Origin of the sequence: Thalassolituus sp. UBA2590, assembly GCF_002339775.1 — a bacterium.
Classification (GTDB): domain Bacteria; phylum Pseudomonadota; class Gammaproteobacteria; order Pseudomonadales; family Oceanobacteraceae; genus Thalassolituus.
Genome location: NZ_DDKU01000016.1, coordinates 12468 through 38593, shown reverse-complemented (window position 1 = coordinate 38593; position 26126 = coordinate 12468). Strand labels below are relative to the sequence as shown.

At 53.7% G+C, this 26126-nt stretch carries 20 protein-coding genes; 12 read left to right on the top strand and 8 right to left on the bottom strand.

Going from position 1 to position 26126, the window contains the following annotated elements; translation table 11 throughout:
• Nucleotides 1–110 precede the first annotated feature (110 nt).
• The 6 genes from B2067_RS01385 (at nucleotide 111) to glmS (ending at nucleotide 6283) form a co-directional block, all read left to right on the top strand.
• Nucleotides 111–407 carry a c-type cytochrome gene (locus B2067_RS01385; protein WP_273088492.1) on the top strand — a complete coding sequence of 99 codons (297 nt, stop codon included), beginning with the start codon at nucleotides 111–113 and terminating at the stop codon, nucleotides 405–407.
• A 43-nt stretch (nucleotides 408–450) separates the two neighbouring features.
• Nucleotides 451–1053 carry a c-type cytochrome gene (locus B2067_RS01380; RefSeq protein WP_301387244.1) on the top strand — a complete coding sequence of 201 codons (603 nt, stop codon included), beginning with the start codon at nucleotides 451–453 and terminating at the stop codon, nucleotides 1051–1053.
• A 157-nt stretch (nucleotides 1054–1210) separates the two neighbouring features.
• Nucleotides 1211–1840 (top strand): thiol:disulfide interchange protein DsbA/DsbL, encoded by a 630-nt coding sequence (locus tag B2067_RS01375; RefSeq protein WP_301387243.1) that lies wholly within the window; start codon nucleotides 1211–1213, stop codon nucleotides 1838–1840.
• Nucleotides 1841–1846: 6 nt separating this feature from the next.
• On the top strand, nucleotides 1847–2626 hold the full coding sequence (locus B2067_RS01370; protein WP_301387242.1) for an endonuclease/exonuclease/phosphatase family protein: 780 nt from the start codon (nucleotides 1847–1849) through the stop codon (nucleotides 2624–2626).
• 82 nt (nucleotides 2627–2708) lie between these two features.
• Nucleotides 2709–4379: a GGDEF domain-containing protein gene (locus B2067_RS01365; RefSeq protein ID WP_301387241.1), complete on the top strand. Its 1671-nt coding sequence runs from the start codon at nucleotides 2709–2711 to the stop codon at nucleotides 4377–4379.
• Nucleotides 4380–4468: 89 nt separating this feature from the next.
• A complete protein-coding gene (glmS, locus tag B2067_RS01360) occupies nucleotides 4469–6283 on the top strand; it encodes a glutamine--fructose-6-phosphate transaminase (isomerizing) (RefSeq protein ID WP_068439604.1) in 1815 nt (604 codons plus the stop codon).
• 19 nt (nucleotides 6284–6302) lie between these two features.
• On the opposite strand, the gene B2067_RS01355 is transcribed toward glmS, so the two are convergent.
• From B2067_RS01355 to B2067_RS01345, 3 genes are all read right to left on the bottom strand, one after another.
• A complete protein-coding gene (locus tag B2067_RS01355; RefSeq protein ID WP_301377835.1) occupies nucleotides 6303–7175 on the bottom strand; it encodes a hypothetical protein in 873 nt (290 codons plus the stop codon).
• A 65-nt stretch (nucleotides 7176–7240) separates the two neighbouring features.
• Nucleotides 7241–8635, bottom strand: a complete 1395-nt coding sequence (locus B2067_RS01350; RefSeq protein WP_301377834.1) for a DUF5666 domain-containing protein — start codon at nucleotides 8633–8635, stop codon at nucleotides 7241–7243.
• Nucleotides 8636–8730: 95 nt separating this feature from the next.
• The gene (locus tag B2067_RS01345; RefSeq protein WP_301387240.1) at nucleotides 8731–10173 is read right to left on the bottom strand and encodes a S8 family serine peptidase; all 1443 of its coding nucleotides are present in this window, start codon (nucleotides 10171–10173) and stop codon (nucleotides 8731–8733) included.
• A 102-nt stretch (nucleotides 10174–10275) separates the two neighbouring features.
• Here B2067_RS01345 and B2067_RS01340 point away from each other — a divergent pair, with 102 nt between their 5' ends.
• Together B2067_RS01340 and B2067_RS01335 are read left to right on the top strand one after the other, a co-directional pair.
• Nucleotides 10276–10770, top strand: coding sequence for an RNA polymerase sigma factor (locus B2067_RS01340; RefSeq protein WP_297533701.1), 495 nt, complete (start codon nucleotides 10276–10278; stop codon nucleotides 10768–10770).
• 10 nt (nucleotides 10771–10780) lie between these two features.
• Nucleotides 10781–11452, top strand: coding sequence for a zf-HC2 domain-containing protein (locus B2067_RS01335; RefSeq protein ID WP_301387239.1), 672 nt, complete (start codon nucleotides 10781–10783; stop codon nucleotides 11450–11452).
• Here B2067_RS01335 and B2067_RS01330 read toward each other — a convergent pair whose 3' ends face one another.
• Nucleotides 11453–12427: a DNA topoisomerase IB gene (locus B2067_RS01330; protein WP_297533699.1), complete on the bottom strand. Its 975-nt coding sequence runs from the start codon at nucleotides 12425–12427 to the stop codon at nucleotides 11453–11455.
• A 93-nt stretch (nucleotides 12428–12520) separates the two neighbouring features.
• Between B2067_RS01330 and B2067_RS01325 the strand changes: the two genes are divergently transcribed.
• Nucleotides 12521–13441: a hypothetical protein gene (locus B2067_RS01325; protein ID WP_297533698.1), complete on the top strand. Its 921-nt coding sequence runs from the start codon at nucleotides 12521–12523 to the stop codon at nucleotides 13439–13441.
• Nucleotides 13442–13621: 180 nt separating this feature from the next.
• Nucleotides 13622–15919, top strand: coding sequence for a hypothetical protein (locus B2067_RS01320; protein WP_301377830.1), 2298 nt, complete (start codon nucleotides 13622–13624; stop codon nucleotides 15917–15919).
• Between the two features lie 85 nt (nucleotides 15920–16004).
• Here the strand turns inward: B2067_RS01320 and rep are convergent, their stop codons facing one another.
• Nucleotides 16005–18023, bottom strand: a complete 2019-nt coding sequence (gene rep / locus B2067_RS01315) for a DNA helicase Rep (protein WP_068442564.1) — start codon at nucleotides 18021–18023, stop codon at nucleotides 16005–16007.
• Between the two features lie 211 nt (nucleotides 18024–18234).
• On the opposite strand from rep, the gene B2067_RS01310 reads away from it, so the two are divergent.
• Nucleotides 18235–19845, top strand: a complete 1611-nt coding sequence (locus B2067_RS01310) for an EAL domain-containing protein (RefSeq protein ID WP_301387238.1) — start codon at nucleotides 18235–18237, stop codon at nucleotides 19843–19845.
• 34 nt (nucleotides 19846–19879) lie between these two features.
• Here the strand turns inward: B2067_RS01310 and B2067_RS01305 are convergent, their stop codons facing one another.
• The 3 genes from B2067_RS01305 to B2067_RS01295 all read right to left on the bottom strand — a co-directional run bounded on the left by B2067_RS01305 (nucleotide 19880) and on the right by B2067_RS01295 (nucleotide 23069).
• Entirely contained in the window at nucleotides 19880–20035 is a 156-nt protein-coding gene (locus B2067_RS01305; protein WP_175607862.1) for a hypothetical protein, read from the bottom strand.
• Between the two features lie 133 nt (nucleotides 20036–20168).
• A complete protein-coding gene (locus tag B2067_RS01300) occupies nucleotides 20169–21497 on the bottom strand; it encodes a DUF4397 domain-containing protein (RefSeq protein WP_301387237.1) in 1329 nt (442 codons plus the stop codon).
• 57 nt (nucleotides 21498–21554) lie between these two features.
• Nucleotides 21555–23069 carry a YifB family Mg chelatase-like AAA ATPase gene (locus B2067_RS01295; RefSeq protein ID WP_301387236.1) on the bottom strand — a complete coding sequence of 505 codons (1515 nt, stop codon included), beginning with the start codon at nucleotides 23067–23069 and terminating at the stop codon, nucleotides 21555–21557.
• A 280-nt stretch (nucleotides 23070–23349) separates the two neighbouring features.
• On the opposite strand from B2067_RS01295, the gene B2067_RS01290 reads away from it, so the two are divergent.
• A complete protein-coding gene (locus tag B2067_RS01290) occupies nucleotides 23350–26061 on the top strand; it encodes a S8 family peptidase (RefSeq protein WP_301387235.1) in 2712 nt (903 codons plus the stop codon).
• Nucleotides 26062–26126: the final 65 nt, after the last annotated feature.

The following is a 26126-nucleotide window of genomic DNA, read 5'->3' as shown; positions in this document are numbered from 1 at the left end:
TATATAATGAGCGCCCTTCAGCGCAGATCCTATTCTATCATAGAGGGATAATTCTGAAGTGGTGTGTTTGTCGGAAACCTGTGGCTATAACTAAAGAGAGAGATCAGACCATGAAAAAACTGACACTACTCGCGGCCCTGACCGCCACTTTGAGCGCCAACGTACAGGCGTTTGATGTTGAATCCAAATACACTCAGGCCTGTGCAGCCTGTCATATGATGGCAGTGGCTGGTGCACCTAAAGCGTTCGACGCTGAAGCATGGGCGCCGCGCCTTGAGAAAGGCATGGACACTCTTGTACAGAGCGTGACAAACGGCCTGAATGCGATGCCTCCACGAGGTCTTTGCATGGACTGTACTGCTGATCAGTACAAGGCTTTGATTGAATACATGTCAACGCCGAAATAACCGTACAAGTAACTAAGAACTATATCTGAAACTGGACCTGATGATGAAAAACCTGTTGATTAGCCTCATTCTGTCTGCCGGCCTCGTAACCGTCGCCCACGCGGGTGATGCCGAAGCTGGTAAAGCGAAATCTGCTACCTGTGCCGCCTGTCATGGTGCCGACGGTAACAGCATGGCGCCGACCTTCCCTAAAATCGCTGGCCAGGGAGAGCGTTACCTGATCAAACAGATCACTGACATCCGTGACGGTAATCGTCAGGCTCCAGCAATGATGCCTTTCGTAACAGGCCTGTCGGATGAAGACATTGCTGATCTGGCGGCTTACTTCGCTGAGCAAGTACCAACAGCTGGTGGAGCTAAAGAAGAGCTTGCCGAACTGGGTGAGCGCATCTACCGCGCCGGCATCGAAGAGAAAAACGTCCCAGCATGTCTGGCATGCCACGGCCCTGCAGGTAAAGGTGTTGAAGCGGCTGGCTTCCCACGCCTTGCTGGCCAGCATGATGTTTACACCTCTATGCAGTTGACCGCGTTCAGCAACGGCGAGCGCACCAACGATGGTGACAGCAAGATGATGCGTGACATCGCATACCGCCTGCATGCGAAAGAAATCGAAGCGGTTTCTTCTTACATCCAGGGTCTGCGTTAAGCAGCACTGAGAAGAAGGTGGCCTCGGCCACCTTTTTTTATGCCTGCGTTTCCTGCTGTGCAATTCGGATTGACAGAGCTTTGCACAGCCGGTCTGGTCGCACGCGGCCTTTCTGGGCAGAATAAATACTATCTAACATAATTAAACGGGAGCGATGATGCTTTCTTCTTTCAAGAAATGGATGGCAGCAGCCTTAGTAACAGTTGCATCTGTCGCATCGGCGGCAGATTATGAAGCTGGTAAGCACTATCGCGTACTGGAAAACCCAGTCGCCGTAATGCAAGACGGACAGATTCACGTCGAAGAAGCCTTCTGGTATGGCTGTTCACACTGTTTCAGCCTGGAATCAGTCATTGTTCCGTGGAAAAAGACTCTGGCGAAAGACGTGACCTTCTCACGTGTCCCGGCTATGTTTGGCCGTGCCTGGGTGGTTCACGCTCAACTGTATTACACAGCTGATGCCCTGGGTGTGCTTGATCAGGTGCACAGCGATATCTTCAATGCCATCCACCTTCAGAAAGTACGCCTTCTGACCAAAGAAGAGCAACGCGACTTTCTGATGACGAAAGCGGATGTTTCTGCGGAAGACTTCGATAAGGCTTACGAGTCATTCGCCGTGCGCTCAAAAATGACCCGTGGCGATAAGCGTGTTCGCGCATTCGAAATCAGCGGCGTGCCTACTCTGATTGTTAACGGTCAGTACATCGTCGATGCCAGCAGTGCCGGTAGTCAGGAAGATATGGTTAAAGTTGTCGACTATCTGATCGAACAGGAACGCAACCGCTAAGCGGCCGTGCCTGAGCTCACCTCTCTAAGGGCGTTCACTAAGCTTCCCTGCTCCCCCGAACGTCTGAGACTACTCACCTTCAATATGCAGGTCGGTATCCGCACTGGCGGATACCATCACTACCTCCTGCGCAGCTGGCAACACTTTCTTCCTTTTCAGGCGCGGGAATCAGCGTTAGATAACATCGCCGATCTGGTGAGGCCCTTTGATCTGGTTGCGTTACAGGAAGCCGACGGGGGCAGCTGGCGCAGTGGCCGGAAAAATCAGATTCAGTGCATCGCAGAACTCGCGGGGTTCGATCACTGGCATCACCAGGTGAACCGTAATCTTGGGCGGTTCGCCCAGCACTCTAATGGCGTACTCTGCCGCAACCGTGCTTTCAGTATTGAGCGCCACCCTCTCCCTGGCTTACCGGGCCGAGGCATGATGATTCTGCGTTACGGTGACCCTGAAGACCCGCTGGTAGTCGCAGTTACTCACCTGGCTTTGCGCAAGCAAACGCAGTTCAGTCAGATCCGCTACCTGGTTGATGTGCTCGCTGATGCGCGCAAAGTCGTCATCATGGGAGACCTGAATCAGGAAAGCGAATGGCTCCTTCAGCAAAGCCCACTGAAAGGACTGAACCTGCACCCTGTTGCCGATGAACTCCCGACCTACCCCAGCTGGCAACCCGCGCGCGGGATTGACCATATTCTTGTCAGCGATAGCATCCCATTGCACCGCATTGCGGTTATTGACCACCCGCAGTCAGATCACCTCCCGGTAGCCGCAGAAATAGAGCTATAAAAGTCTGGATCTACCCAGCGGACTGTCCAATCGCGACTATACTCAGAACACAATCATCTGAGAATCGTCTTCGGGAAGTAACATGGCGGTAACAAAGCAGGGACCCTCCGATCTTCAGTGGAGGGATAAGTACCTCACCCTCAATGAAAAATACGACAAGCTTAAGCTCCAGGTAGGCACACGCAACGAGCAGTTGCGGCGTGGGCTAGTGCTGGTATCCCTGTTGGCTGAAGGCCAGTCAGACCCGCTCGACCGGACTCTGGCAGATCTTCGCGAGTCTATGCGGGGCTCAACCAGCGACCTGAACAAAACGATGAATCTGCTCAATGGCCAGATAAAAGAATACGATCTGAGTCAGGCAGAACATTCAGCCGCACTCGCTGAGAAAATCAGCCTGATGGCTGAAAAGCTGTGCCACTGCCAGATACCCAAGACGTTAGTAAGCGAAGTGCGTGCTTTGCGCAAAGCTGCACCAGATGCTCTCAATGACTGGCAAGGCTACTCCCACCAGCTTGAGGGGTGGGCCGGCGTCCTGTCGACGCTGGTAACCCTCGACGAGAATTCGGGCGATACCGGCAAGGGCCCTTGGTGGAAAAAGGTCTTTTCAAAAGAGAAGACTTCCACAGAAGCCGCTGAACAGTCCGAGCTTCCTGAAGCAGCCATCACTGCCGATGATACCAGCGGCAGTGACGAGCCAGCAGAACCCGGCTTCTCGACGATTGCACGAGAAGTCGCCAGCGCACTGAATGGGCTGATATCACGGCTGGTCGTACCAGAGCGACTGCGCCAACGCTCTGACGAGCTACAGAAACGCCTTGATGACGGTTTGCACTGGTATGAATTTGTCAGCCTACTGGAAGATACCTCCCAGTTCCTGCTCGACTGCCTTGGCTCCGGGCAAGAGGAATTCGAGCGATTTCTTCATAGCCTGGATCAGCGCCTGCAAGCTATTCAGACCATGGTATCAGACGCCAATTCTGGGCAGACTGACCGTGAAGATGCCCGCACAAACCTCGAAACCATGGTCAGGGATCAGATTGATGACATCCGCGGCGTGGTAAACGGTCTCGGTGATATTGGTGAGCTGGGCTCCAGCGTAAGAGGGCATCTGACCAACATCGTCCGGGCGATGGAGCACTATCAGGAAGTCGAGTCACAGCGTGAAGCGAGACTGGCAGAGCAGCTTGAAGTCCTGCAGAACCGGCTTACAGAGATGGAGGCAGAAGCGTCTCAGGCACGCCAGATTATTGAAGACCAGAAGAAACGTGCGACGCTGGATCACCTTACAGGCTTACCAAACCGTGCTGCTTATGAAGTGCAACTTGGCGAAGAACTGATGAAACGCAGCCGCGGTGGCAGGTCGTTGTCATTCATTATCTGTGATGTTGACCACTTCAAACAGATTAATGACAACTACGGCCACATCGCTGGAGACAAGGTACTGCAACTGATCGCCAGCACGCTCAAGAAGAACCTGCGGGAGACGGACTTTATCGCACGCTATGGCGGTGAGGAGTTTGTCATTCTGCTGCCCGGTACTCCGGCAGATGCCGCGGCCGGGGTCGCAGAAAAGCTACGGGCCAGCATCGAAGCCTGCCCATTTAATTTCCGTGGTGAACGTGTGTCCATAACCATGTCATTTGGCATCAGTGAGTTTCGAGCGCTGGAGTCCACTGAAATGGTCTTCGAGCGAGCAGATAAAGCCCTCTATCAGGCCAAAAAGTCGGGCCGCAACCGCGCGGTGATCGCCTGAAAGCAAAAGCCATAATGAAGGTGCAACTTTGCCAGCCCAGCAGGCATCAGATATAGTTCGCCGCTGGAATTCTGGAAGGTTTAAGTGTCATGTGTGGAATCGTTGGTGCCGTCGCACAACGCGATATTGTTGAAGTTCTGCTAGAAGGTTTACGTCGCCTTGAGTACCGCGGGTACGACTCAGCAGGTGTTGCTGTCATCAATGATTCCCAGAATCTCCGGCGCGTCCGCCGCATGGGAAAAGTAAAAACTCTGGCAGATGCCATCGCCGAGTCGCCGACGCCCGGCGGTACGGGAATCGCCCATACCCGCTGGGCCACTCACGGAGAACCTTCCGAAGATAACGCCCACCCCCATGTATCCGGTGATATCGCCGTTGTTCACAACGGCATCATTGAGAATCACGAAAAGCTGCGTGAAGAGCTTCAGGATCAGGGTTACACCTTTACCTCCCAGACAGACACCGAAGTCATCGCTCACCTCGTCGAGCGTGAACTGCGCGACTCAACCAGCCTGCTGAATGCGGTCATGGCGGCCCGATCACTGCTCGAAGGCGCTTACGGCATGGTGGTAATTAACCGCACAGACCCTGAGCGTATGGTGGTTGCCCGTTCAGGTTCGCCACTGGTGGTAGGACACGGCATTGGCGAAAACTTCATTGCCTCGGATCAGTTGGCCCTGCTTCCGGTTACCCGTAAGTTCTCCTATCTGGAAGAAGGTGATGTTGCAGAAATTACCCGTACAGAAATCCGCATTTTTGATGCAGGTAACGAACCTGCAACCCGCGAAGCTCATGAGTCCGACGTAGAGCACGATGCGGGCGACAAAGGTGAATTCCGCCATCACATGATGAAGGAAATTTACGAACAGCCAGTTGCGATCGCGAATACTCTGGAAGGCCGCTTAGTCGGCGGGAAGCTCAACCTCGAGTCCCTCGGTGACCTGAGCAATATTGATCAGGTTCAGATTATTGCCTGTGGCACCAGCTACCACGCTGGTATGACTGCCCGCTACTGGATCGAAGAACTGGCAGGCATCGCCTGTAACGTCGAAATTGCCTCAGAATTCCGCTACCGGAAATCGGTTGTGCGCCCTAACAGCCTGTTGGTTACCATCTCACAAAGCGGTGAAACAGCCGATACTCTGGCCGCGCTGCGACTCGCAAAAGAAACCGGCTATGACCGCACGATTACCATCTGTAATGTGCCCGGTTCCTCCCTGGTCCGCGAGTCTGATATGGCTCTGCTTACCCGGGCAGGCGCAGAAATAGGTGTAGCCTCGACCAAAGCCTTCACCACCCAGTTGACCGCCCTGATGCTTCTGACCGCGGGTCTCGGACGCGCCAACGGCATGAGCAAGGAAAGTGAGAGCCGTATCGCCGAAGCCCTGCTGAAGCTGCCAGCGCTGATTGAAAAAGCCATCGGTATGGACGGCGCTATTAAAGATCTCGCCGAGCATTTCGCAGAAAAGCATCACGCCCTATTTCTTGGTCGCGGCGACCAATATCCGATTGCAATGGAAGGTGCGCTAAAACTGAAAGAAATCAGTTATATCCACGCCGAAGCTTATGCGGCCGGCGAGCTTAAGCATGGCCCTCTGGCACTGATTGATTCAGAAATGCCCATCATTGTTGTGGCACCCAACAACGAGCTGATCGAAAAGCTGAAGTCGAACATTGAAGAAGTTCGTGCCCGCGGTGGTGAGCTTTTTGTTTTCGCCGATGAGAAACTCAGCATCAGGCCCGAGAGCAATATGAAGGTCATGAGCGTGCCGCATTGCGATGACATTATCGCCCCTGTCCTCTATACATTACCGCTGCAGCTCTTAAGCTACCATGTGGCTGTTATCAAGGGCACCGACGTCGACCAGCCGCGGAACCTGGCGAAATCTGTCACAGTGGAGTGACCAGCGAAATTCTGGCCGCTTAGAATTCCCAGCTCAACTCTGTGTTGAACCGGTACTGCTGGTAATCAGCGATGACCAGATTTGATCGGTACAAATCCCGCCCCACTTGACCGTGCAATGAGAAGCCCTTGCCGAGAGGCCAGTCAACGCCGGCCTCAACCCGAAAACGGTTATCCTGCCGGCGCTCACCGATATCCTGCCAGACAGATTCATACTCGCGTACCTCCCAACTACCCTGCAGGCGATAAGCGATATCGTTGGGTCGATACTTCCAGCGGAGGCGCGTATTGAACGACTCATACCCAAATGGTGCGACGGTTGTGTCCTCGTTGCGGTAAATTGTGCGCAGCGACAGATAATTTCGTGTCCTGCTTAACAGCCAGTATAGGTTTGCTCGAGCACCGAGCTGTTTTGCATCGCGCTCAGGATAAAGCATAAAACGCTTGTCCCCGATATCCAGTTGTGCGCGCACATAGAACTTCCGGGTGAAGAAATACCCCAGAGCCGGACTTAAACGACGAATCTGCATAAATGGCTTTCCCTGAAGGTCTGCACGGGCCATCAACACAACCATGTCCGACGTATAATCTCCGCGATTCACGCCTACTCTGATGAACCCAGTGTGCAAATCGGTATCGAACTCAACCGCCTGCTGCCACCGGGTGGCGCTGTAATCATAGCGAGCCTGCCAATCGACGGGACTGCTAGAATCAGAATCCCAGCCGATATAGGCGCCCGCACCCCATGCCCAGTCACCCGAATTCTGCGTGGTGGTATCGGCTTCGGGCAGGATATTGCTGTCATATTCCGCCTGCGCGGAGGCTCCGAACTCCGGAGAGGCCATGGCATCACCACCCTGAACCAAGGCCAGAACGCAGAAAAAGACAGCCACTGATGCGACTGTCTTTATGTTGTGGCGGATGACTGTACTTTTCACCTCAGAAGCGACCTCTCATATCAGTCGTCGTCATGATCATCCTCGTGATCGTCGTATTCATGATCTTCCCCAGCCTCGCTGGCAACGATGACGCTTCCGTCGTAGATACCCTCCACTTCAAAGTAGGTGCCGGTCTGCAGAGATGCCAGGTCAATCTGACTCAGTGACGACATATCCACCGTAATTCCGAGCATGGTGACAGTCCCAGCAGCTACATCAACGGCAGTCACGGGCGCGGTGATTTTCACCTCTGTATCATCCTCTTCGCGCTCAAGCTTCAGGGCGCGGTATGTGCCATCGGCTTCTATGGTCAGGAGGACTTCAACGTAATCACCCACAGCGACTGAGCTGAGGTTGAAGTAATACTCTTCGTCACGTTCATCCCTGACCCTTGTCGAGGTATTCACGACAGCCTCAACACCCATCACCGAAATCGTACCATCGCCCACTGCCGTAACTGGTCCTTCCAGCTCAAGCTTTACAGCAGCCTCGAAGTCAATTTCAGCGGCGACCAGTGCACCATCCGCATTAAATGAACCTTCTACTTTCACTTTAGCATTCAGCGCCAGATCGGAGACCGAACCATCGTCGAAGCGGGTTGACGAGTTAAACACAACGCTGGTGCCATTCACCGTCATGGTTCCGGCCGCGGCATCGAGATCCGAGACAGCACCGTATACTTTAATTTCGCCGTCATGATCATGGTGCATGTCTTCCTGCTCGACCTTGCTGGCGACGAGAACGCCGGCCTCCAGTTCACCTTCTACCTCAACAAGCATGCCGTTCGCCAGGGCGGCATCATCAAGTTCAAGCGTCGCAACGCTGCTGTAATCGATGGTCAGGCCGCCAATGGCGAATGTCATGGCCGTATCATCAAGCCCACTGATATTTCCGCGCAACTCAATTTCAGTGCTGTCCTCCAGCTCAATAAACGACGCCAGCACACTGCCATCGCCGCTGCGTGAACCACTGACTTCAATGTATTGACCAACCGCCATGGTATCGAGGCTTGTGCCACTGAAGACGGTCATAGCGTCTGTGGTAATTGTCTGACCAAGAACCACCAGGGTGCCGGCTGCCAGGTCGATGGACTCTACCGGACCACGGATATCGGCCTCATAGCTGATGCGGCTGGCAACACCTTCACTGCCATCGTCAGAACCCTCAACAATAACCCGCTGGCCAACGCGCAGTTCGCTTTCGACACCGGAGCGGTCGTTTATTTCAAATTCGGTATTACTGCTTTCATAGTGAACGCCGTCAACAATGACACTGCCGAAACCATCGACGGTACCGACCACCGTCCGGTCCTCTGCAGCACTGCTGCCAGATGATGAAGAACCACCACTGCCGCACGCGACAAGAAGAACCGAAGATGAAAGCAGTAGCGCTGGAAAGACGATTTTGTTTTTCATGACATTACCTCGTTAAGCTGAGTCTTCAGAACAATGGCTGCACCCGAGCACACCCATGTTGTTCCGTTATCTGGTTTAACGAGCTATCCGGAGATTTATTCCCCGCTCGAGGTCATTATTTTGTCAATGTTGAGTAAGCCGAACCCAAAGGTGTCATCGAAACCCGGTTCACCGAGGTCAATTGCCGAGTCTTCGTACTGCTGAACACTGTGCCCCTGAGCCAGAACTGCACTGGCGAGTGCAGAGGCAACCGATGTTCCGTCTTTGATCGCAAATCGCTGATCCGGTGCCGCCAGACGAAGACCTACCCCTAAGGCAGAAAACTGCACATGTTGCCCGCGCACGGCGCGAGTGTAGACAGCCATGTCTGTATCGACCGCCGTGACTGCAATCACGCCTGGCTGCGCCGCGGGATAACGGGGAAAAGCAGCCGCACCATCATTGCCCACCGATGCCACAATGCGAATTCCGCGCAGTAACATCTGCTCAATGGCGGCGCTCAGCATACGGTTCGGAGGCCCGGACAACGAGAGATTTATCACGTCTGGCCGGACTCCAAGGAGCCAGTCCAGACCGCGTATCAGATCGGCTGCCGAGGCTACCACGGCACCTCGGGCGCTGCGCCCGAACACAACCGCATTGTAAACCTCACTCTGCTCAAGGATTCCGCAGGAGCGACTGAATACGGTGGCAATCGCGGTACCGTGACGATAATCAGGCCGGCTATCCGGCGGGATAAACATTCGTTGCTCAACAGGAGTGTCGGTAAAGCACTCGTGCAACTGATCTATCGAAGAATCCATCATGCCTATCCGGAGAGCCACCGGAGACGGACGGTCAATCCCCATATAAGATGCGGCTTCGAGAGGCAGAAGTCCTCCGTCGCTGTTTTTGGTGCCGTCACTGGCCGCTTTTCCGGCCTTCTCCACCGGGCCATCCAGTGTATACAGGTGGTTTAATTCAGCAGATGGTGGGCGGTCTTCGTCGCCGAAGGTCACCAGCAGCTGACCGAGGCTCTCCAGCTCCTCGACAGACTGGATATCCACGCCGGCATTGCGAAGTGTCTCAAGTTCTTCAGCATCAACAAGTTCAATGTACTCATCCGGCACGGACAATACCTCAAGGTCATCGAGACGCTCATCCAGCTCTGCTAGTTGATGGACGCTGTCCAAGCGCTCAGGAAGGCGCTGCTCCTGCCGCTCCATATTGTCTTCAAACCGATCCTCGAAGGCCTCCTCCAGTTCATCTTCAAAGTCATCATCTTGATCTTCGCGCTCACCGAACATATCTTCGAGGCGATCTTCAAGATCATCATCAATATCGTCGGAATGGCCGAATCTGGCCTCAAGACGATCCTCGAGTTCGTCTTCGGCTTCATCAAAGTCATCCTCTTCCCAATCGTCATCGTCGTCTCTTTCATCCAACTGATTTTCGACAGAATCCTCATGGTCCTCTTCGAAATCATCGTCGCTGGCATGGCACAGGCCGATGGACAGGATCAGATAAATAAAAAGCGTTAAGCAGGTTATACGTCGCAAAGCACACACCGGTTGGTTACTCTCTATTTACTATAACGAAGAAATTGAAAATTTATTTCCTCACATAGGGAATAAAAGGCAGGGAGTGTCGTTAATAACAATATGAAGGCACAGGAACACGAATTCCGTCAGCGCTTGCTGACCATGCTACCCAAGCTGCGACGCTACTGTAATGCGCTGACCGGGGACATGCACAGCGCTGATGATCTGCTGCAGTCCAGCGTGGAAAAGGCGCTGCGCCGGTGGCAGCAATACCAACCCGGCACTGAATTTGAGCGCTGGATGTATCGCCTGTGCCGTAATCACTGGATCGATACCATGCGAACAGAAAAAAACAGCGATGAGCTTACTGACGACCTGATGGTCACCAATGAAGGCGATAACCCGGAACAACAGGCTTTGACTCAGGCCGCTCTGGGGCAGATGCAGGTTCACTTCAACGCCTTAAGTGAGGGGTTAAGAATGGCGTTGTATCTCGTTGCTGTCGAAGGTCGCAGCTATCAGGAAGCCGCCGATATTCTGGATGTTCCTTCAGGTACGGTAATGAGTCGTTTAGCACGCGCGCGCAAGCATCTGGCCGAAGCCAGTCAACGTTGAGGTAATGACGATGAACAGAATCTCTGAGGAAACCTTATCTGCCTATATTGATGGTGAGCTCTCTTCGAATGAGCGTCTTGCGGTAGACCAGGCTCTGGCTGATTCACCAGAACTGCGGGCCGAGCTGTACGCTCTTAAGTCTGCCGATGAGATAGCGCGGGCCGCATTCATTCCTGTCGATGAAGCCCCAATGCCCGCAGGGCTGGAAGCGCTTATCAGGAGCGACTCTGCAGAGCGGACAGACCCTGAAGACAACGTCGTGCCACTACCAACGCGCTCACTACAGCAGCCGCAACGCAACGTTATGCGGCCTGCAGCCATCGCCGCAAGTGTCGTCCTGTCTGCCGTACTTGTATGGCAGACAGGTCTGCAGTCACCAGCGCATCCCGCTCAACTGGCGGTCGCACCGGCACTTACCACAGAGGCATCGGGCTACGTCGAGCAAGGGGACGATTGGCGTATGGAAATCCTGGCTACCCGCGAGACGGCTGAAGGCGATATCTGCCGGGATCTTATGCTGCATACGCCGGAACATTCGACTGAATACAGCGCTTGTCTGCAATCTGACCAGTGGCAATGGCAGCAGCATCAGTCCACACCGGGCTACGTCACCGCCACTGCCGGCAAACCCGCAGGAGTGATGACAGCGGCCGAGGAAAAAAACTGGCTTGAGCGTCAGTGATCAATCCCGGGTCAGCAACGCCAACGTTGCCTGCTCATCGGCGGACAGTAAGCCATCCGGCTGCTCACTGAGTTGCTTACGCAGATTCCGGATCGTTCTGCCTTGCTCATAAGCTTTGATAATCGCCGGATGAATATAACTCTCCCGGCAGATGGCAGGCGTATTCCCTAACCGCTCTGCTACATTTTTTACCGCCCGGACGACTTCTGAGGTGGTGAGTTTTTCTTCGTCCTGAGGGCCTGCCTCAGCAAGCGCGACGGCCATCAGCAGCGTACCCGCCCAGGTGCGGAAGTCCTTTGAGGTAAAGTCTTCACCCATGATCCGGCCAATGTATTCATTCAGGTCTGTTGAGGTAAATTTCTGACGCTCACCATCCGGTAAGGTCACGTCAAACAACTCGTAGCCCGTCATCCCCTCTAGCTCATGCAGAAGATCGCAGACGGCCTCGTCTTCAATGATCCGACGCTGCTCCTGCCCCGACTTCCCCTGGTACTCAAAGACGATGGACTCGCCGTGGGATGTCATATGACGATTTCTCAGCGTCGTCAGGCCATGACTCTGATTCTGTTCGGTGTAACGTTGGCTCCCGGGCCTGAAGAACGCCTCATCCATCAAGCGCACCATGCCCGCCAGGACCGCATCCGCGTTTACCGGCCGCTGGTTGATATGTTGAGCCGTTACGCGCCGCATAGTTTCCAGCTGCTCACCAAAACGCAGAATTCGCTGAAACTTACGCTCCGCCGCTTCGGCTGCCCAATCCGGGTTGTAGATATATTGCTTACGTCCCTGCGCATCACGACCCGTCGCCAGTACTTTCGCATTTCTGTCGGTATTGATCTCAACCTCTTCCCAGGCTGGAGGAATGGCCAAAGACTTCACCCAGCGTTTCAGGCTGGCATTACGTACCGTCTCACCTGTTTCATCCTGATATGTGTAGGTTTTTCCGTGCGGTTTCCGATAGATATACGTTGCCATGGCCGTGCCTTTGAGGATTTATGGCATTCTATGCGCCTTGCCTGAAAAGGGCACGCGGGTAACAATGCCTGAGACCGAACTGTGGAAAATCCCATGTCAAAGATGACCAGACTGACCTCGCTTATTCTGACCTCCCTGCTGGTCAGCGTTTTTGCCAATGCTGAGCCGCGAGCGCAAACACCTGAAGAAGACGCGATCCCAGAGCCAGTGATCGTTCTCAGTGAACTGACCGGCAATATTATTCTGAAGAATGGCGAGTCACCCGAAACATCGCTCCAGCTGCTGATCGAGAATGAATCGGACGAAAGCTATTCCGGGGTGATAGGTTTTGCGGGTGCTGATGCTCAGGAGATCGCTATTGCGGCTGGAGAGTCGACCACCATCTCATTGCCAACATCACCGCGCCACGCAGGAAAGATCGACCAGATTCAAAAAGCTGAAGTCGACCTTTCATTACTTTTAGATAATGCACCGGCCCCGGCCATCAGCTCGGTCGATATAGATATCCAGATTCCTGAAGCCGCTTATCCGATGATCCGTTCAGAACCGCCGGCGATGGAAAAGTCAGCAGAGGAAGAGTTTCAGTACGAATATTACGCTCGCTCTCAGCAGTTACAGCCGATCAAATTCACCTATAACCCCGGCCCGGTGAACCTTCAGGTTCGTAAAACCGTATATCCGATCCCAGTAGAAACCGGGCCTGTCGAAATCAGTATCGAAGTAGTTAACCACGGCTCACAGGCCACCAGCGAACTGATTCTCAGGGATGCACTCGACGATACTGATTTCAGCGGCGCAGGCGATAACTTCACTCGTTTTGTATCTGAAGACGGCACAGAATTGATATGGGAGCGGACGCTGGAACCGCTGGCGCCCGGCGAGCGTCGCCGGATTAACTACACAGTTACGGCAAAATACGCAGTCGGCGATAAACAGCTGCCCGCAACGACCGTCATAATGGACGATGAGCTGACTGGCCTGAGTAATAAAGTCTGGCTACCGAAGTGGCATTAACACAAACATAATTTTCTCTCACGCCCCGGCTACACGTAGCAGGGGCGTTACCCCACTGTTCTGTTTTGTAGCCACCCACCAGTTACGAAACTCTTGTCGTGTTAGACAAGTCACCACGGCAACACAAATCCATACAGGCTGCTTCACTGAACATACCTCCTCCCAGCCGAGAATTTGCGTATGTTCAGACAACTCATCCCAACAGGTGCTGCGCTTGCAGCGATTTTAATCACCAGTGGCTGCTCCAGCAGTAGTGGTAATTCTGACGATCCAGACAACAGCGACGGCAGTGGAAATGTCTCACTAGAAGGTAAAGCCGCCGATGGCTACCTTGCAGGGGCACGTGTTTGCCTCGACTTAAATAATAATGCGAGCTGCGACGATGGCGAGCCGACCACGACGACCAGTGCCGGTGGTGGTTATACCCTCGAAGGTGTGACGCAGGAACAGATCGCGAATTCACCCATCGTGGTTGAAATTATCGTGGGTGAAACCATCGATGAAGATAACCCAGGTGAAACCATTGATAAGACCTATACCCTGACCGCACCCGCTGGTTCAGCGTTTGTCAGCCCGCTGACGACAATGGTGCAGAACGAAATTAAAGAAAATGGACTGAGCCCGGATGAGGCTAAAGCCAGTATTCAGGCAAGACTAGGTACTGAACTTGACCCGACTGAAGACTATGTCGCGGGCTCTGATGACGGCACCAGTGGAGAGGAGTTTCAGCGCCTGCACAAGGTTGCCCAGGTCACTCGTGCTGTCATGCAGAAGAACATTGAGCTGGTTAATACAGTGGTCAACGAAACCGGCGTGTCTCAGGAAGACCTGACCGCTCTGATTGTAGAACAGGTACTGGAAGCACTCGACGATATTCAGCAAGCGATTGAAACCGCTGGAGACGGTTTCGACGCCGATGACCTGGCAGGCTCCGATGACCTTCAGAGTACCCGTCTGGACCCAAGCAAAGTAGAAGAACAACTTGAAGAACGCCGCGACCGCCGCGCAGCTACCGCGGCAAATCTGGCCGGCTTACTGACGGATGGAGATGGCCTTAATTTCTTCGAGGCGTTTGAAGAAGAAGGCGCAATGATGTTCGGCTATGGCAATGTCCAGGCTGATGGTGAAGGGGTTATTTCCATCACTCAATATGGCTATGACACACAGGGCGACAGTTGGGTAGCCATGTCTGACGAGGGAAATCAGCAACAGGATTGTCTGCTCGGCAATGGTGAGTGGCGTTGTTTCGCACAGGATAACGAATCCGTGTCAACCGATGGTAATAACGTACGTATTCTGCGCGGTGGCCTGAGTTTCGCCGAGGAAATTATTTCTGGTGAACAGATCAACCTGGAAAATAAGCGCATTGGTGCCTATCTGGAGCATGAGTATCAGGCAGTCATTGATCCTGCAGTGACATTCGACGATACCGCCCTGGGCTATCTGCTGACCTTTACCCGCAGTCAGGATACGTATGAGCTGTACAAAGACAATGTAGAGTCAGTCGGCGACTGCTGGGATGGAGAGGTTATCGAGGGTAATACCTGGTCACCGACCGATACCTGGTGCAACAACGTCTTTGTCCACACAGGCGATGGCAATCATGAAACAGATGGCGATGCAGCAACCTCTCTCTCGCAACTGATCAGCTCAGCAGCCGCAAGTAATCCACAATATCGAGCAGACCTGGGAGGCATCGACCTGTATGGCGATGACAATCAGCACGTTGTAGAGCTGGTTTCTGGTGGCACGGCGAATCTGTATCGTATCGAACGCAGCAGCATGGGCGAATCGGAAAGCCTGATCGCTGCTGGCTCAACGAGCTGGCGCCTGTCGACGGTAGAAACAAAAGAAGTGCTGGTCATCGACCTGCCTGCGGATATTGCACTGCGCAGTGATTACGACCGCGGAGCGAAGCCCTTACTTGCAGTTGTCGATGGCTACGTACGCGCGGGTGAGATGATGCCTGCCGGCGGCCGCAGCGACAAACAATGGGTATTTAATGGGAACGCACGCGAACAAATTAAAGCAGCATTCGACTATACCCTGTTGGATGAGCTCACGGCCTGCGATATCGCTGATAACGAAGACTCTTCTTTTGCTGACTTCGACAGAGCTGCGACCGACTGCAGCGCGGTATCGTTCACCTCTGGGGATGTGGCCGGAAAGTCATTCTTCTTCGGTGATGGTGCCTTCAGCTTTACCCAGGACGGCAACGGCCTGTATCAGGGAGAAATCAATGATGGGGACTTTGTCTCACTCGGCTTCACCTGGACCATCAACGACGTCGGCTACCTCATTCTCAATACTCAACATACCGATGATGGCGTGACTCAGTACCTGAGAATGAACCTTGCCAAAGTTGAACTGAATGCTCGTCAGATCAGCGTTGTCAGCTTTGGACAGGATACTGAAGACAGCAGTGCACTCGACAGCGCAACTGGCGAGGTGAATGGAGAGGTATGGGACGTCCGCTAAAAGTGCGCTGGCAATAGCTGGTCCGACACGTCTCAGAGCCCCGGTAATACCGGGGCTTTTTAGTTTTAGAAGGGGAAAGTTCGTATCAGAACAGATTCATAAGGCTATCGAGTGTATCCTGCCCTCGTTTTTTGGATTCTTCCGGAGAGGTTTCTGACTTGCCTTCCCATTCGATATCATCAGGCGGAAGCTCATCCAGGAAACGGGAATGTGTGGTATCCGTGGCTTCGCCGTACTGTCTGCGCTTACCGGCATAGGTCAGCGTCAAGGTGCGCTTAGCGCGTGTAATACCCACGTACATCAGGCGACGTTCTTCTTCAATTGTGTCTGCTTCAATGCTGTTACGGTGTGGCATAAGCTCTTCTTCCATGCCCATGATATAGACATGCGGGAACTCCAGACCTTTCGAAGCGTGCAGTGTCATCAGTTGCACCTGATCGTTCTCGTCCTCTTCGCTCTGCTGCTCCAGCATGTCGCGCAGAATGAGCTTACCGACCGCGTCTTCAATGGTGCATTCGTCGCCCAACTCATCCGCCTTGTCGATCATTTTCTGAATCTGATCAACGAGAAAATAGACGTTCTTCATACGTCGCTCAGCCTGATGAGGCGTTCCGGAGTTCTGGTGCAGGTAGCCCTCGTAATCGATGTCGTCGATCATTTCTTTGATGGCGGCAACAGGATCATCTGTGTAGGCATTGCGGGTGATACGCTCCAGCCAGTGACCAAAACGACGCAGACGATCCAGAGCTTTCGGCATCAGCACCTGCTCAAGCCCCATTTCGGTGGTCGCAGCAATCATGCTGATATTGCGCATCGCCGCATACTCGCTGAGCTTTTCGATCGTGCTGGGCCCGATTTCACGGCGCGGAGTGTTCACCACACGTAAGAATGCAGCATCGTCTGTCGGGTTAATCAGCAGACGCAGGTACGCCATGATGTCTTTGATTTCATTACGCCCGAAGAATGACTGACCGCCGCTCAACTTATACGGCACCTGATAAGCCTGTAGCTTCATCTCAATCATGCGCGATTGATGATTACCACGGTACAGCACGGCAAAATCACGATAGGTGCCGCCGTAGCGCAGGCGTCGCTCGACAATTTCGGTAGCGATACGCTCTGACTCAACCTCGTCATTCTTGCACTTAAGAATTTTGATCGGATCGCCATACCCTTGATCAGACCAGAGCTTCTTCTCGAATTCGTGAGGGTTATTATCAATAACAATGTTCGCCGCGTTCAGAATGAGGCCCGTAGAGCGGTAGTTCTGTTCAAGCTTGATCAGCTTCAGTGACGGGAAATCTTTTTTCAGTAACGACAGGTTCTCCGGCCGCGCACCGCGCCAGGCATAAATCGACTGGTCATCATCGCCTACCACCGTCAGGCCATTGCGGTGACCCACCAGCAGCTTAACCAGCTCGTACTGCGAGGTGTTGGTATCCTGATATTCATCCACCAGCAGATAACGGATCTTTTTCTGCCAGCGGGTCAGAACCTCCGGGTTATCCCTGAATAAAATGGTTGGCACCATAATCAGGTCATCGAAGTCGACGGCGTTGTATGCTTTCAACATACGCTGATAAACGCTGTAGGTCTGAGCGACCAATACTTCCTGCGGGCTGGCGGCCTTATTAATTGCCTGCTCAGGCGTGATCAGATCGTTCTTCAGGTTGGATATTTCGTTCTGAACCATGTCCAGCATATCACCGTCATCACCGTGCTCCCGGTGCATCACGTCGCGGATAATGCCTTTGCAGTCGTCCTGATCGAGAATAGAGAAGCCCGATTTATAACCTGCGGTACTTAGTTCCTGACGGATAATGCCGAGGCCCAGGTTGTGGAAAGTCGACACGGTAAGCCCGCGGGCACCGCCGCGCCCGGTGAGCTGCATCACACGCTCTTTCATCTCTTTGGCAGCCTTATTGGTAAAGGTTACCGCCGCAATGTGATGAGACTTAATTCCACAGGCATCGATCAGGTAAGCAATTTTGCGGGTAATCACACTCGTCTTGCCAGAGCCCGCACCCGCGAGCACCAGCAAGGGGCCATCAATATACTTGGCGGCTTCTCGTTGACGGGGGTTGAGCTGACTTAAATCGACCACGGATATACCTCTGAAACAGGCTGGAGATTCTACCAGCATTTACCTCGAAGGAGACACCACTGCCGAACGCTGGAGAAACAAAGTCAGGGGTGAAAATAATGGGCCAATCCAGACACATTTCCGGCCATTCATTCGCGAAGCCGCATTCTCTCTTCTATATGTCATAGGGCGGATTATTTTTGGGGTACACCGTTTCAGGATGAGCCAGAGAATGGACACCGAACAACCGATGCTACTTGCGCTGGGTACTGACAGCCCGATGCCTGATTTTCTGACAGACTGGCTGAGTCAGGAAACCGCACACCAGAAAAACGCACTGCGCGTAGGAATGCTGGACGCGTTTATCCCCGTCCCAGAGGGGCATATGGTCGTCATCACGGTGCCACATGGTGACCCGGAGCAACGCGATCGGGTTCAGGAGGTGACTCTTCAGGTACCGACGCTACTGATCGGGTTCGCAGACGAACGGGCCTTCTACCCTGATGCCTGCGTCTGGATCGACGCAGATCACCTCACGCCTCACGCACTCAAACACGGATTGACTGAGCTGAGGGCTTGCGTTGCTGGCCAGTTACGCCCGTTACTTGCTCGCCAGAACTGGATGCTGCAGTGTCGCAGCCTTCTGGAACGCAATTCTGACCTGATGCTGCAACTCGTGAGCTGTCGCTGGCGGCCTGCTGCCTCCGGCGATAGTGCTGAAATCCGCTTTGACACCCAGCAATCGTTTGAACATCAGCTGCGGGCAAGCGCTCCCGCCGATGCACTGATAGGGAAGCTCCTGGACGATCAGTTTGTGATTGTCAGCCAGAGTACAAAGCATCTTTCAGAAAAGTGGGTCCGCTCTCACGATGATGATACAAGCTTCCTTTGGACCGCATTTCTAAGCACCCCGGTGCCACTTCACTCTTACGATGACCTGGGTGAGGCGCTTCAGCACTGTGTTCGCGAGATTGAGCGTAGCCGTATGATGTGCAGCCGGATTGGAGGGCGCTCGCTCACCGCTGATGAGTCAATAGTTGTGAAGGATCTCATCCGCGCGCTACGCAACAAAGAATTTTATCTGGAGTTTCAGCCACAATTTGATAGTCACACAGCTACGATTGTGGGGGCAGAAGCCCTGTTGCGCTGGCTCCACCCCGAACTTGGTATGGTGCCGCCAACCGCATTTATACGGGATGCTGAAATGGCTGGCCTGATTCGTACTCTGGGAAGCTGGGCACTCCGAGAGACCCTCAACGTCTGGAAGATGCTGAATGACCGGGGCATCAATATCCGGATGGCAGTTAATGTTTCGTTCCCGGAGGTTGCAGACCCCGACTACGCCGATAAAGTTCTGGATCTGCTGGATGAAACGGGGGTACCCGCCGCCAGTCTGGAACTGGAGCTCACCGAAACCGCCATGATGCTGGACGCTAGTGTATCTTTGAATAATCTGAATCGATTAAAGCTAGCCGGGGTCCGCATCGTTCTGGATGATTTTGGTACTGGCTTTTCGTCGCTTTCTCACCTCAGCGACCTGCCGATTACGGGCATAAAACTCGACCGGGCTTTTGTTACGCCACTCAGTCACGACGATGAAAACTCAGCGCGACGACACATAGTCGCAACCATGCTGGATCTTTCTAAGCGCCTGAAACTGGAAACAACGGCAGAAGGGATAGAAGACCAGAGCTGCCTCGAGGTGATCCACTCACTCGGCTGCGATCGCGTGCAGGGTTACTTTTACGCTCAGCCCATGTCAGTCGACAAACTGATTGAGCGCACCTGCGTTCAGGAGTCTGTTCTTGTCGATTACGCTTCCGGGCAGCAGAGCCTTTTTTAGCATTCCCTACCAGCCCGACTCCGTTGCAATCTGTTTACTCCTGAGGCGTTTCAGGTGGCGGTGCTGGAGTCTCTTTCGGGCCAAAGAACGCCTCTCCATCAAAAGGACTCGGCGTGCTGACATGGTAATAAGACATAGCGCCAACAAAAGCACCGATAACTAACAGAAATATGATCAGTTGTTTATTCATTCAGGTCTCCGCAATTGCTCAGTCTGTTTTATCAGTCTGGCACGTCACCGGGGTTTCGCAAGAAGACACCTTTGGGGGAAACATGGCGCAAAAAAAACGGGGCTGAAGCCCCGTTTTTGTTTTGTAAAAGCAATCAGTCCGCGCGCTTGTCAGTGAGCAGCGGCAATGTCACCGGGGTCGTCTTACCAACTATAACGATTGAATTAACATCTCCTGCAGCTACCGTCTGATTGGTCAGCCCAGGGACAACCGCGGGCCCACCTTTGCCCGACCCTGATGCAACGATGTGAATGTCGTATGTATCAGGAGCAAGAGTGATGTAATCCGTATCATCGCCCTGACTCATCCCAGTGGTTTCGTATGCTTCCTGGCTAATATCAGCAGACTCATAGATATAAACATCTGCCGAATTCACATCTGTAGCGACGGATGCATTTATCAAGCGAATATCTGCGGAACCCGCCTGTGATGCCTCACGCTGATCGGTCAGGAAGATACGTATCGCGCTTGCGAAGTCATCATTGCTGCCACTCGCAACCAGCGTGTAAGACTCCCCTCTCGCAAGCTCAAGCGATGTTGATAAGCCAGATGGGGCACCTTCCAGAGCTGCACCCGCTTCAGTAATGCTTATAGGCAATGAACCCGCAGGAAACACAATATAACCCGAATCCTGGGTGTAACTCATATCTTCCAACGGAGCGTACAGCTCCCCTTCGATATACACATCAATATCCTGAGTATCGATAGCGTGTACGATACGCAGCTCAGCCGTATTGTCTGGAATAGCAGTCGCAGCAGGACCGGCCCAAACCAGCAAAGAAACGGGGGAGCGGCCTTTATCACTGTTCACAGCGACAACAATCGCATCATCACTGACGCTCAACGAGCCTGAGTCGTATATAACGTCCGTTGATCCATCCGCTGTCAGTCGCACCTGATAGGAGCCATCCTGGACTCCCTCGATTAGTTGGTTACTCAAATAAGACAGAGCATTCACCTGAGGCGTCGCCCCCAGCTCAGCATCAGGCTGTGATACAAACACATCGACGTCTGTTGACGAGGCTGCTGGTGCTGCGTGCAGCACACGCAGATCAATATCACCGTCAGTGACGACGTCAGTTTCATCAAGTACCGTAATCTCAAGGTCACTCGCCTGGTTTACGGCAATCGCGGCATAGTAAGCATTTGAATTGAGGCTCGCAGCATAAGATGCAGCGACAGTATCCGTCCCTGCCAGGCGCAGTTCGATATTGGCATTGCCATCAGACAATTTGAGATAACCCGTACCATCCTGAAAAGCTACATCACTGAGCTGCAGTTCGCCGTTAACGTATACATCCACAGCCTGTGCATCAGGCGAGGCATGTAAGATACGCACGTAGGCATCACTGTCGTCGTCGGCGCCACAGGCAGCGAGACCAGCAATGCTGGCGGCAATCGTCAGTTTTTTGAGCAGGCTCATAGGTTTCTCCGGATAATTATTATTCTTCAACCTGAGCACTATACCAAACAACCCGTGTCAGGCCATCCGATAACGGTCAAGAGCCCGAAAACCAATCGCTTCCATTAAGTGTTGGCGCTGAATGCTGTCCGCGTCATTCAGATCGGCAAGAGTGCGCGCAACGGTCAGCAAGCGATGATAGGAGCGCGCAGACAAATTCAGGCGTGCGATCGTGTCCAGAAGCCAGGCCTGATCACTCTCAAGCAACCGGCACACATCATCCCGCTGCTGCCCTGACAGGCAGGCATTCGCGCAGCCCTGCCTGCGCATCTGACGGTCACGCGCGGCCATCACGCGATCACGAACAGCCGTACTCGGCTCAGAAGGAGGCGCCTGCTGCAGCAGCGCTGGCGATACAGGAGGCACGTCGACATGAAGATCAATCCGGTCCAGTAAAGGCCCTGATGTCTGGCCCTGATAACGACGGATCTGATCTGGCGTACACTGACAGCGCCCAGAGGGGTCACCGTAGTAACCACATGGACACGGGTTCATCGCAGCAATTAACTGGAAACTGGCCGGGTAAGTGACAGAACGGTTGGCACGGCTGATGACGATCTCTCCACTTTCCAGAGGCTCCCGCAGAACATCCAACACTTTACGGCTGTACTCGGGCAACTCGTCCAGAAACAAAACCCCGCCGTGCGCCAGAGAGATCTCACCGGGCTTGGGGTTACCGCCACCGCCAACAAGAGCAACGCCTGAAGAAGTATGATGAGGTGCCCTGAAGGGCCTCTGCCCCCAACGGCTTTGCCAGTCGCCACTGTGGTGACTGATGGATGCGACCGACGCAGCCACTAAAGCCTCATCATTGCTCATCGGCGGCAGAATTCCGGGCAGCCGTGACGCCAGCATGGTCTTTCCAGTCCCCGGAGGCCCGATAAAAAGTAAGTTATGCTGCCCAGCCGCCGCTATTTCAAGCGCTCGCCGTGCACCGACCTGCCCTTTAACCTCTGAAAGATCATTCGTCAGACGGGAGGTTCGAACCGGTGCGTCCTCAGGGCTGACCTCCGGCAGAGATTCATTATTGTGCAACCAGTTACAGACTTCAGATAGCGAACGCGCCTGCAGTATTCTGGCCTCATGACAGAGGGCGGCCTCACCGGCATTACCAGCGGGCACGATCAGCGTCTTACCCGCATGCGCTGCACGTAACGCCGTCGGCAGAATCCCGGTCACCGGACGTAGTTCACCAGACAAGGTCAGTTCCCCAACGAATTCGTAATCGGTAAGCTTGTCTTTCGGTACCTGATCTGAAGACGCAAGAATACCTAACGCAATTGCGAGGTCATAACGTCCGCCCTCTTTTGGCAGATCAGCAGGCGCGAGGTTGATGGTGATGCGCTTAGCCGGAAATTCGTAGTGACTGTTCAGAATCGCACTGCGCACACGATCCTTGGATTCTTTAACCGCCGTCTCAGGTAAACCGACCAGACTTAAAGAAGGCAAACCGCCAGACAAGTGCACCTCAACCTGAACCAAAGGCGACTCTATGCCCACTTGAGCACGGGTATAAACTGTAGAAAGTGACATCGGGCCTCCTTGCCGCTGTATCCAGCTAGACTATAGAAGTACCTGAGTAACGACCATACGAAGAAAGACTGACACCATAACTGCCAGTCACGTATCCTTTACATCTGAAGCCCCGGCTAAGTCGTACCTACCTTTCAAGGCCGAAGAACTAGCGGGGCACGGACAACAGAATACTGTTTGAAGGGAACGTATTGTGAACCGGCTCTCTCCCATATGTATTGCGCTGAGCCTGATCCTGGCAGGATGTGGAGGCGCCACCAGTAGCGAAGAAGATGAAACCATGACTCCTGACATTTTAATCGATGATGAATGTAACACTCGTAATGCTACTTCGACAGTCGCAAGTTTCGCGGCCGCCCTGCTGAGCACAGCCATGCTGGCTGGCTGTTCAGACGGAGACTCAGATTCCGGACACACGGTCAGTGGTACTCTATTCACCGCCGGGCAGACAGTCATCGATTACGACATCAATGACGTTTATAGCGGCTCCCTGACCAACGACGATCCGTTCAATGGCCAGCCCCTGCCAAACGTGGTCACAGTGCAAGGCTTTGCTTCGAACACGCCAACCAACGCCACAGCGACCGGCGACGCAGAGTTTGAGCGCTTCGCTAACGTAGCGGATGAGAGTGACTACTATACAGTCTCACTTCAGGGAGGACAGCGGGTTGTACTGAACGTCGTAGATTACTACGGCAATAGTAACCCTGACAGTGCGTATGCCGGCGATCTGGATATGTATCTGTACCCGAATAGCGGCGGCGACCCCATCGGCAGCTCACTATTAGAGAGCAACCGCGAAGAATTTTCAGTACCTGCAGATGGTGACTATATACTTGAGGTGTTCGCCTACAGCGGAATCTCCAAATATGTTTTACAGGTTCTTCCTGCAAGTAACAGCCTGTTGCCAACCGCATCTGAGTCACAACCTGCCAGGCCATCGTTCAAGCCGGGTGAGGCCATCGTGCAATGGAAAGACACTGCGGATACCTCCGCTATTGCTGCCTTCAATGTGCGGGACCATCGTGTAAAGACTATGAGCACTGCGACCGATCGCCCGGTTAAACTCAACCTTGAGAAACCGGCATCGGTTCAGCGCCTGTCGACCAGTACTGGTCAGGATCTGAGCGCATTCACCTCTGGCCGCGATACCCTCTCAGCTATTAAGGCATTGAATCAGCGCGATGATGTTGAGTACGCCGAACCTAACTACATCCGTTATGCCACAGCCACACCGGATGATGGCTTGTATCGCCTTCAGTTTCACTACGCGGATATACGTCTTCCGCAAGCCTGGGACCTGTCCACAGGCTCTTCTTCTGTGACCGTTGCCGTGATTGATAGTGGAGTATTCCTCAACCATAATGACCTGGCCGGTAAGCTGGTATCGGGCTACGACTTCATCAGCGACTCCTCGGTAAGCCGCGATGGTGATGGCATTGATTCGAACCCTGATGATCCAGGCGACAGCAACCAACGCGGAGCCAGCTCGTGGCATGGCACTCACGTCACCGGGACAATTGCCGCAGCGACAGACAACCAGCAAGGTACCGCAGGAGCTGGCTGGGATACCCGGGTAATGCCCCTCAGGGTGCTTGGCCTTAACGGTGAAGGCTCAACCTACGACGTACTTCAGGCGGTTCGCTATGCTGCACGTCTGAGTAATGACAGTGGAACCCTGCCATCATCCCGGGCGGACATCATAAACCTCAGCCTTGGCTCGAGCTTCCGCAGCTCGGCGGAACAGGATGCATTTACCGCAGCCCGGAATGCCGGCGTTATTATCGTCGCCGCAGCAGGAAACAGCTCCACCGATGAACTTTTCTACCCAGCGTCATACGATGGTGTGATTTCTGTCAGTGCTACCGCCCCTGATGACAGCCTGGCCTACTACTCAAACTTTGGCAGCAAGATAGACGTTGCTGCTCCGGGCGGAGACCTACGTAACGACACAAACTCTGATGGGCAAGCGGACGGTGTACTAAGTACCTCGGTGGATGACTCCGCAGGCACTCGACAAAGTGCTTATACGCTTCAGCAAGGCACATCGATGGCGACACCGCACGTCGCCGGTGTTCTTGCGCTGATGAAAGCGGTCGACCCAACACTGACTCCGGGCGAAGTAGATTCCTTGCTGAGTAGCGGTCGGATTACCGACGACATCGGCGCTGCCGGTCGTGATAATGAGTTCGGACACGGTCTTATCAACGCGCTAAAGGCGGTTCAGGAAGCAAACAACCTCGCCGGCGGCGGCAGTGTTCCCCAGGTTCCTGTACTGGAGAGCGACCCCGACGAGCTTCAGTTCGGTTCAGGCTCTTCACTGACCCTTACCCTGAACAACGTTAATGATGAAGCTGATGACCCCGTCATCACGACAGACGTCAGCGAAGACTGGCTCACGATCAGCCCGAGTGATGTCGACAGTAATGGCTTTGGCGAATACGTAGTGACTGTCGATCGCGCCGACCTTGTAGATGGCATGTACGAAGGTCTGGTCCGCTTTACACCAGATACTGGCAACAGTCTCGATGTGACAGTAACTATGCGGGTCGGTGACATCATCACCATGACAGATTCAGCGCCTCAGTATGTACTGCTGGAGGATTCTGAAACCGCCGAAATCGTTGCAGAGACCCTCGTAAATCCAAATGGCAGCTACGCGGTCACGGATGTGCCTACCGGCAGCTATCGGGTTGTCGCAGGTTCAGATATCGACGTTGATCTTTTCATCTGCCAGAACGGGGAAACCTGCGGCGGCTATCCTGACTCAGTGACTGAAGAAGTCATCGAGGTTAACGGTGACGTAACCGACATCGACTTTGTTGTCAGCCTGGTCAGCGGCATTGATGTCAGTGATGACGGCGGACCTGGAATTCTGCGTGCCAATCCGTCAGCTGACCCCGAAGAGCCTGACTCCAAAGAGTCTGAGCCAGCGGATAACAGCACAGAAGACGAGAGCGACAGCAAGCCTGTCCGTTCAGTAAGTCGTTAAAATACTCTCACTTCCGTTCAATTAAAAAGGGCCGCTCATGCGGCCCTTTTTAATGCGTGTGTTTC

What these genes read in the sequence shown, in the direction of transcription:
- B2067_RS01365 (WP_301387241.1), top strand. Translation starts at nt 2,709, where the DNA reads ATGGCGGTAACAAAGCAGGGACCCTCCGATCTTCAGTGGAGGGATAAG.
- B2067_RS01290 (WP_301387235.1), top strand. Translation starts at nt 23,350, where the DNA reads ATGACTCCTGACATTTTAATCGATGATGAATGTAACACTCGTAATGCT.
- B2067_RS01310 (WP_301387238.1), top strand. Translation starts at nt 18,235, where the DNA reads ATGGACACCGAACAACCGATGCTACTTGCGCTGGGTACTGACAGCCCG.
- B2067_RS01350 (WP_301377834.1), bottom strand. Translation starts at nt 8,635, where the DNA reads ATGAAAAACAAAATCGTCTTTCCAGCGCTACTGCTTTCATCTTCGGTT.
- B2067_RS01320 (WP_301377830.1), top strand. Translation starts at nt 13,622, where the DNA reads ATGTTCAGACAACTCATCCCAACAGGTGCTGCGCTTGCAGCGATTTTA.
- B2067_RS01295 (WP_301387236.1), bottom strand. Translation starts at nt 23,069, where the DNA reads ATGTCACTTTCTACAGTTTATACCCGTGCTCAAGTGGGCATAGAGTCG.
- glmS (WP_068439604.1), top strand. Translation starts at nt 4,469, where the DNA reads ATGTGTGGAATCGTTGGTGCCGTCGCACAACGCGATATTGTTGAAGTT.
- B2067_RS01300 (WP_301387237.1), bottom strand. Translation starts at nt 21,497, where the DNA reads ATGAGCCTGCTCAAAAAACTGACGATTGCCGCCAGCATTGCTGGTCTC.
- B2067_RS01380 (WP_301387244.1), top strand. Translation starts at nt 451, where the DNA reads ATGAAAAACCTGTTGATTAGCCTCATTCTGTCTGCCGGCCTCGTAACC.
- B2067_RS01330 (WP_297533699.1), bottom strand. Translation starts at nt 12,427, where the DNA reads ATGGCAACGTATATCTATCGGAAACCGCACGGAAAAACCTACACATAT.
- B2067_RS01325 (WP_297533698.1), top strand. Translation starts at nt 12,521, where the DNA reads ATGTCAAAGATGACCAGACTGACCTCGCTTATTCTGACCTCCCTGCTG.
- B2067_RS01375 (WP_301387243.1), top strand. Translation starts at nt 1,211, where the DNA reads ATGCTTTCTTCTTTCAAGAAATGGATGGCAGCAGCCTTAGTAACAGTT.
- B2067_RS01335 (WP_301387239.1), top strand. Translation starts at nt 10,781, where the DNA reads ATGAACAGAATCTCTGAGGAAACCTTATCTGCCTATATTGATGGTGAG.
- B2067_RS01305 (WP_175607862.1), bottom strand. Translation starts at nt 20,035, where the DNA reads ATGAATAAACAACTGATCATATTTCTGTTAGTTATCGGTGCTTTTGTT.
- B2067_RS01385 (WP_273088492.1), top strand. Translation starts at nt 111, where the DNA reads ATGAAAAAACTGACACTACTCGCGGCCCTGACCGCCACTTTGAGCGCC.
- B2067_RS01340 (WP_297533701.1), top strand. Translation starts at nt 10,276, where the DNA reads ATGAAGGCACAGGAACACGAATTCCGTCAGCGCTTGCTGACCATGCTA.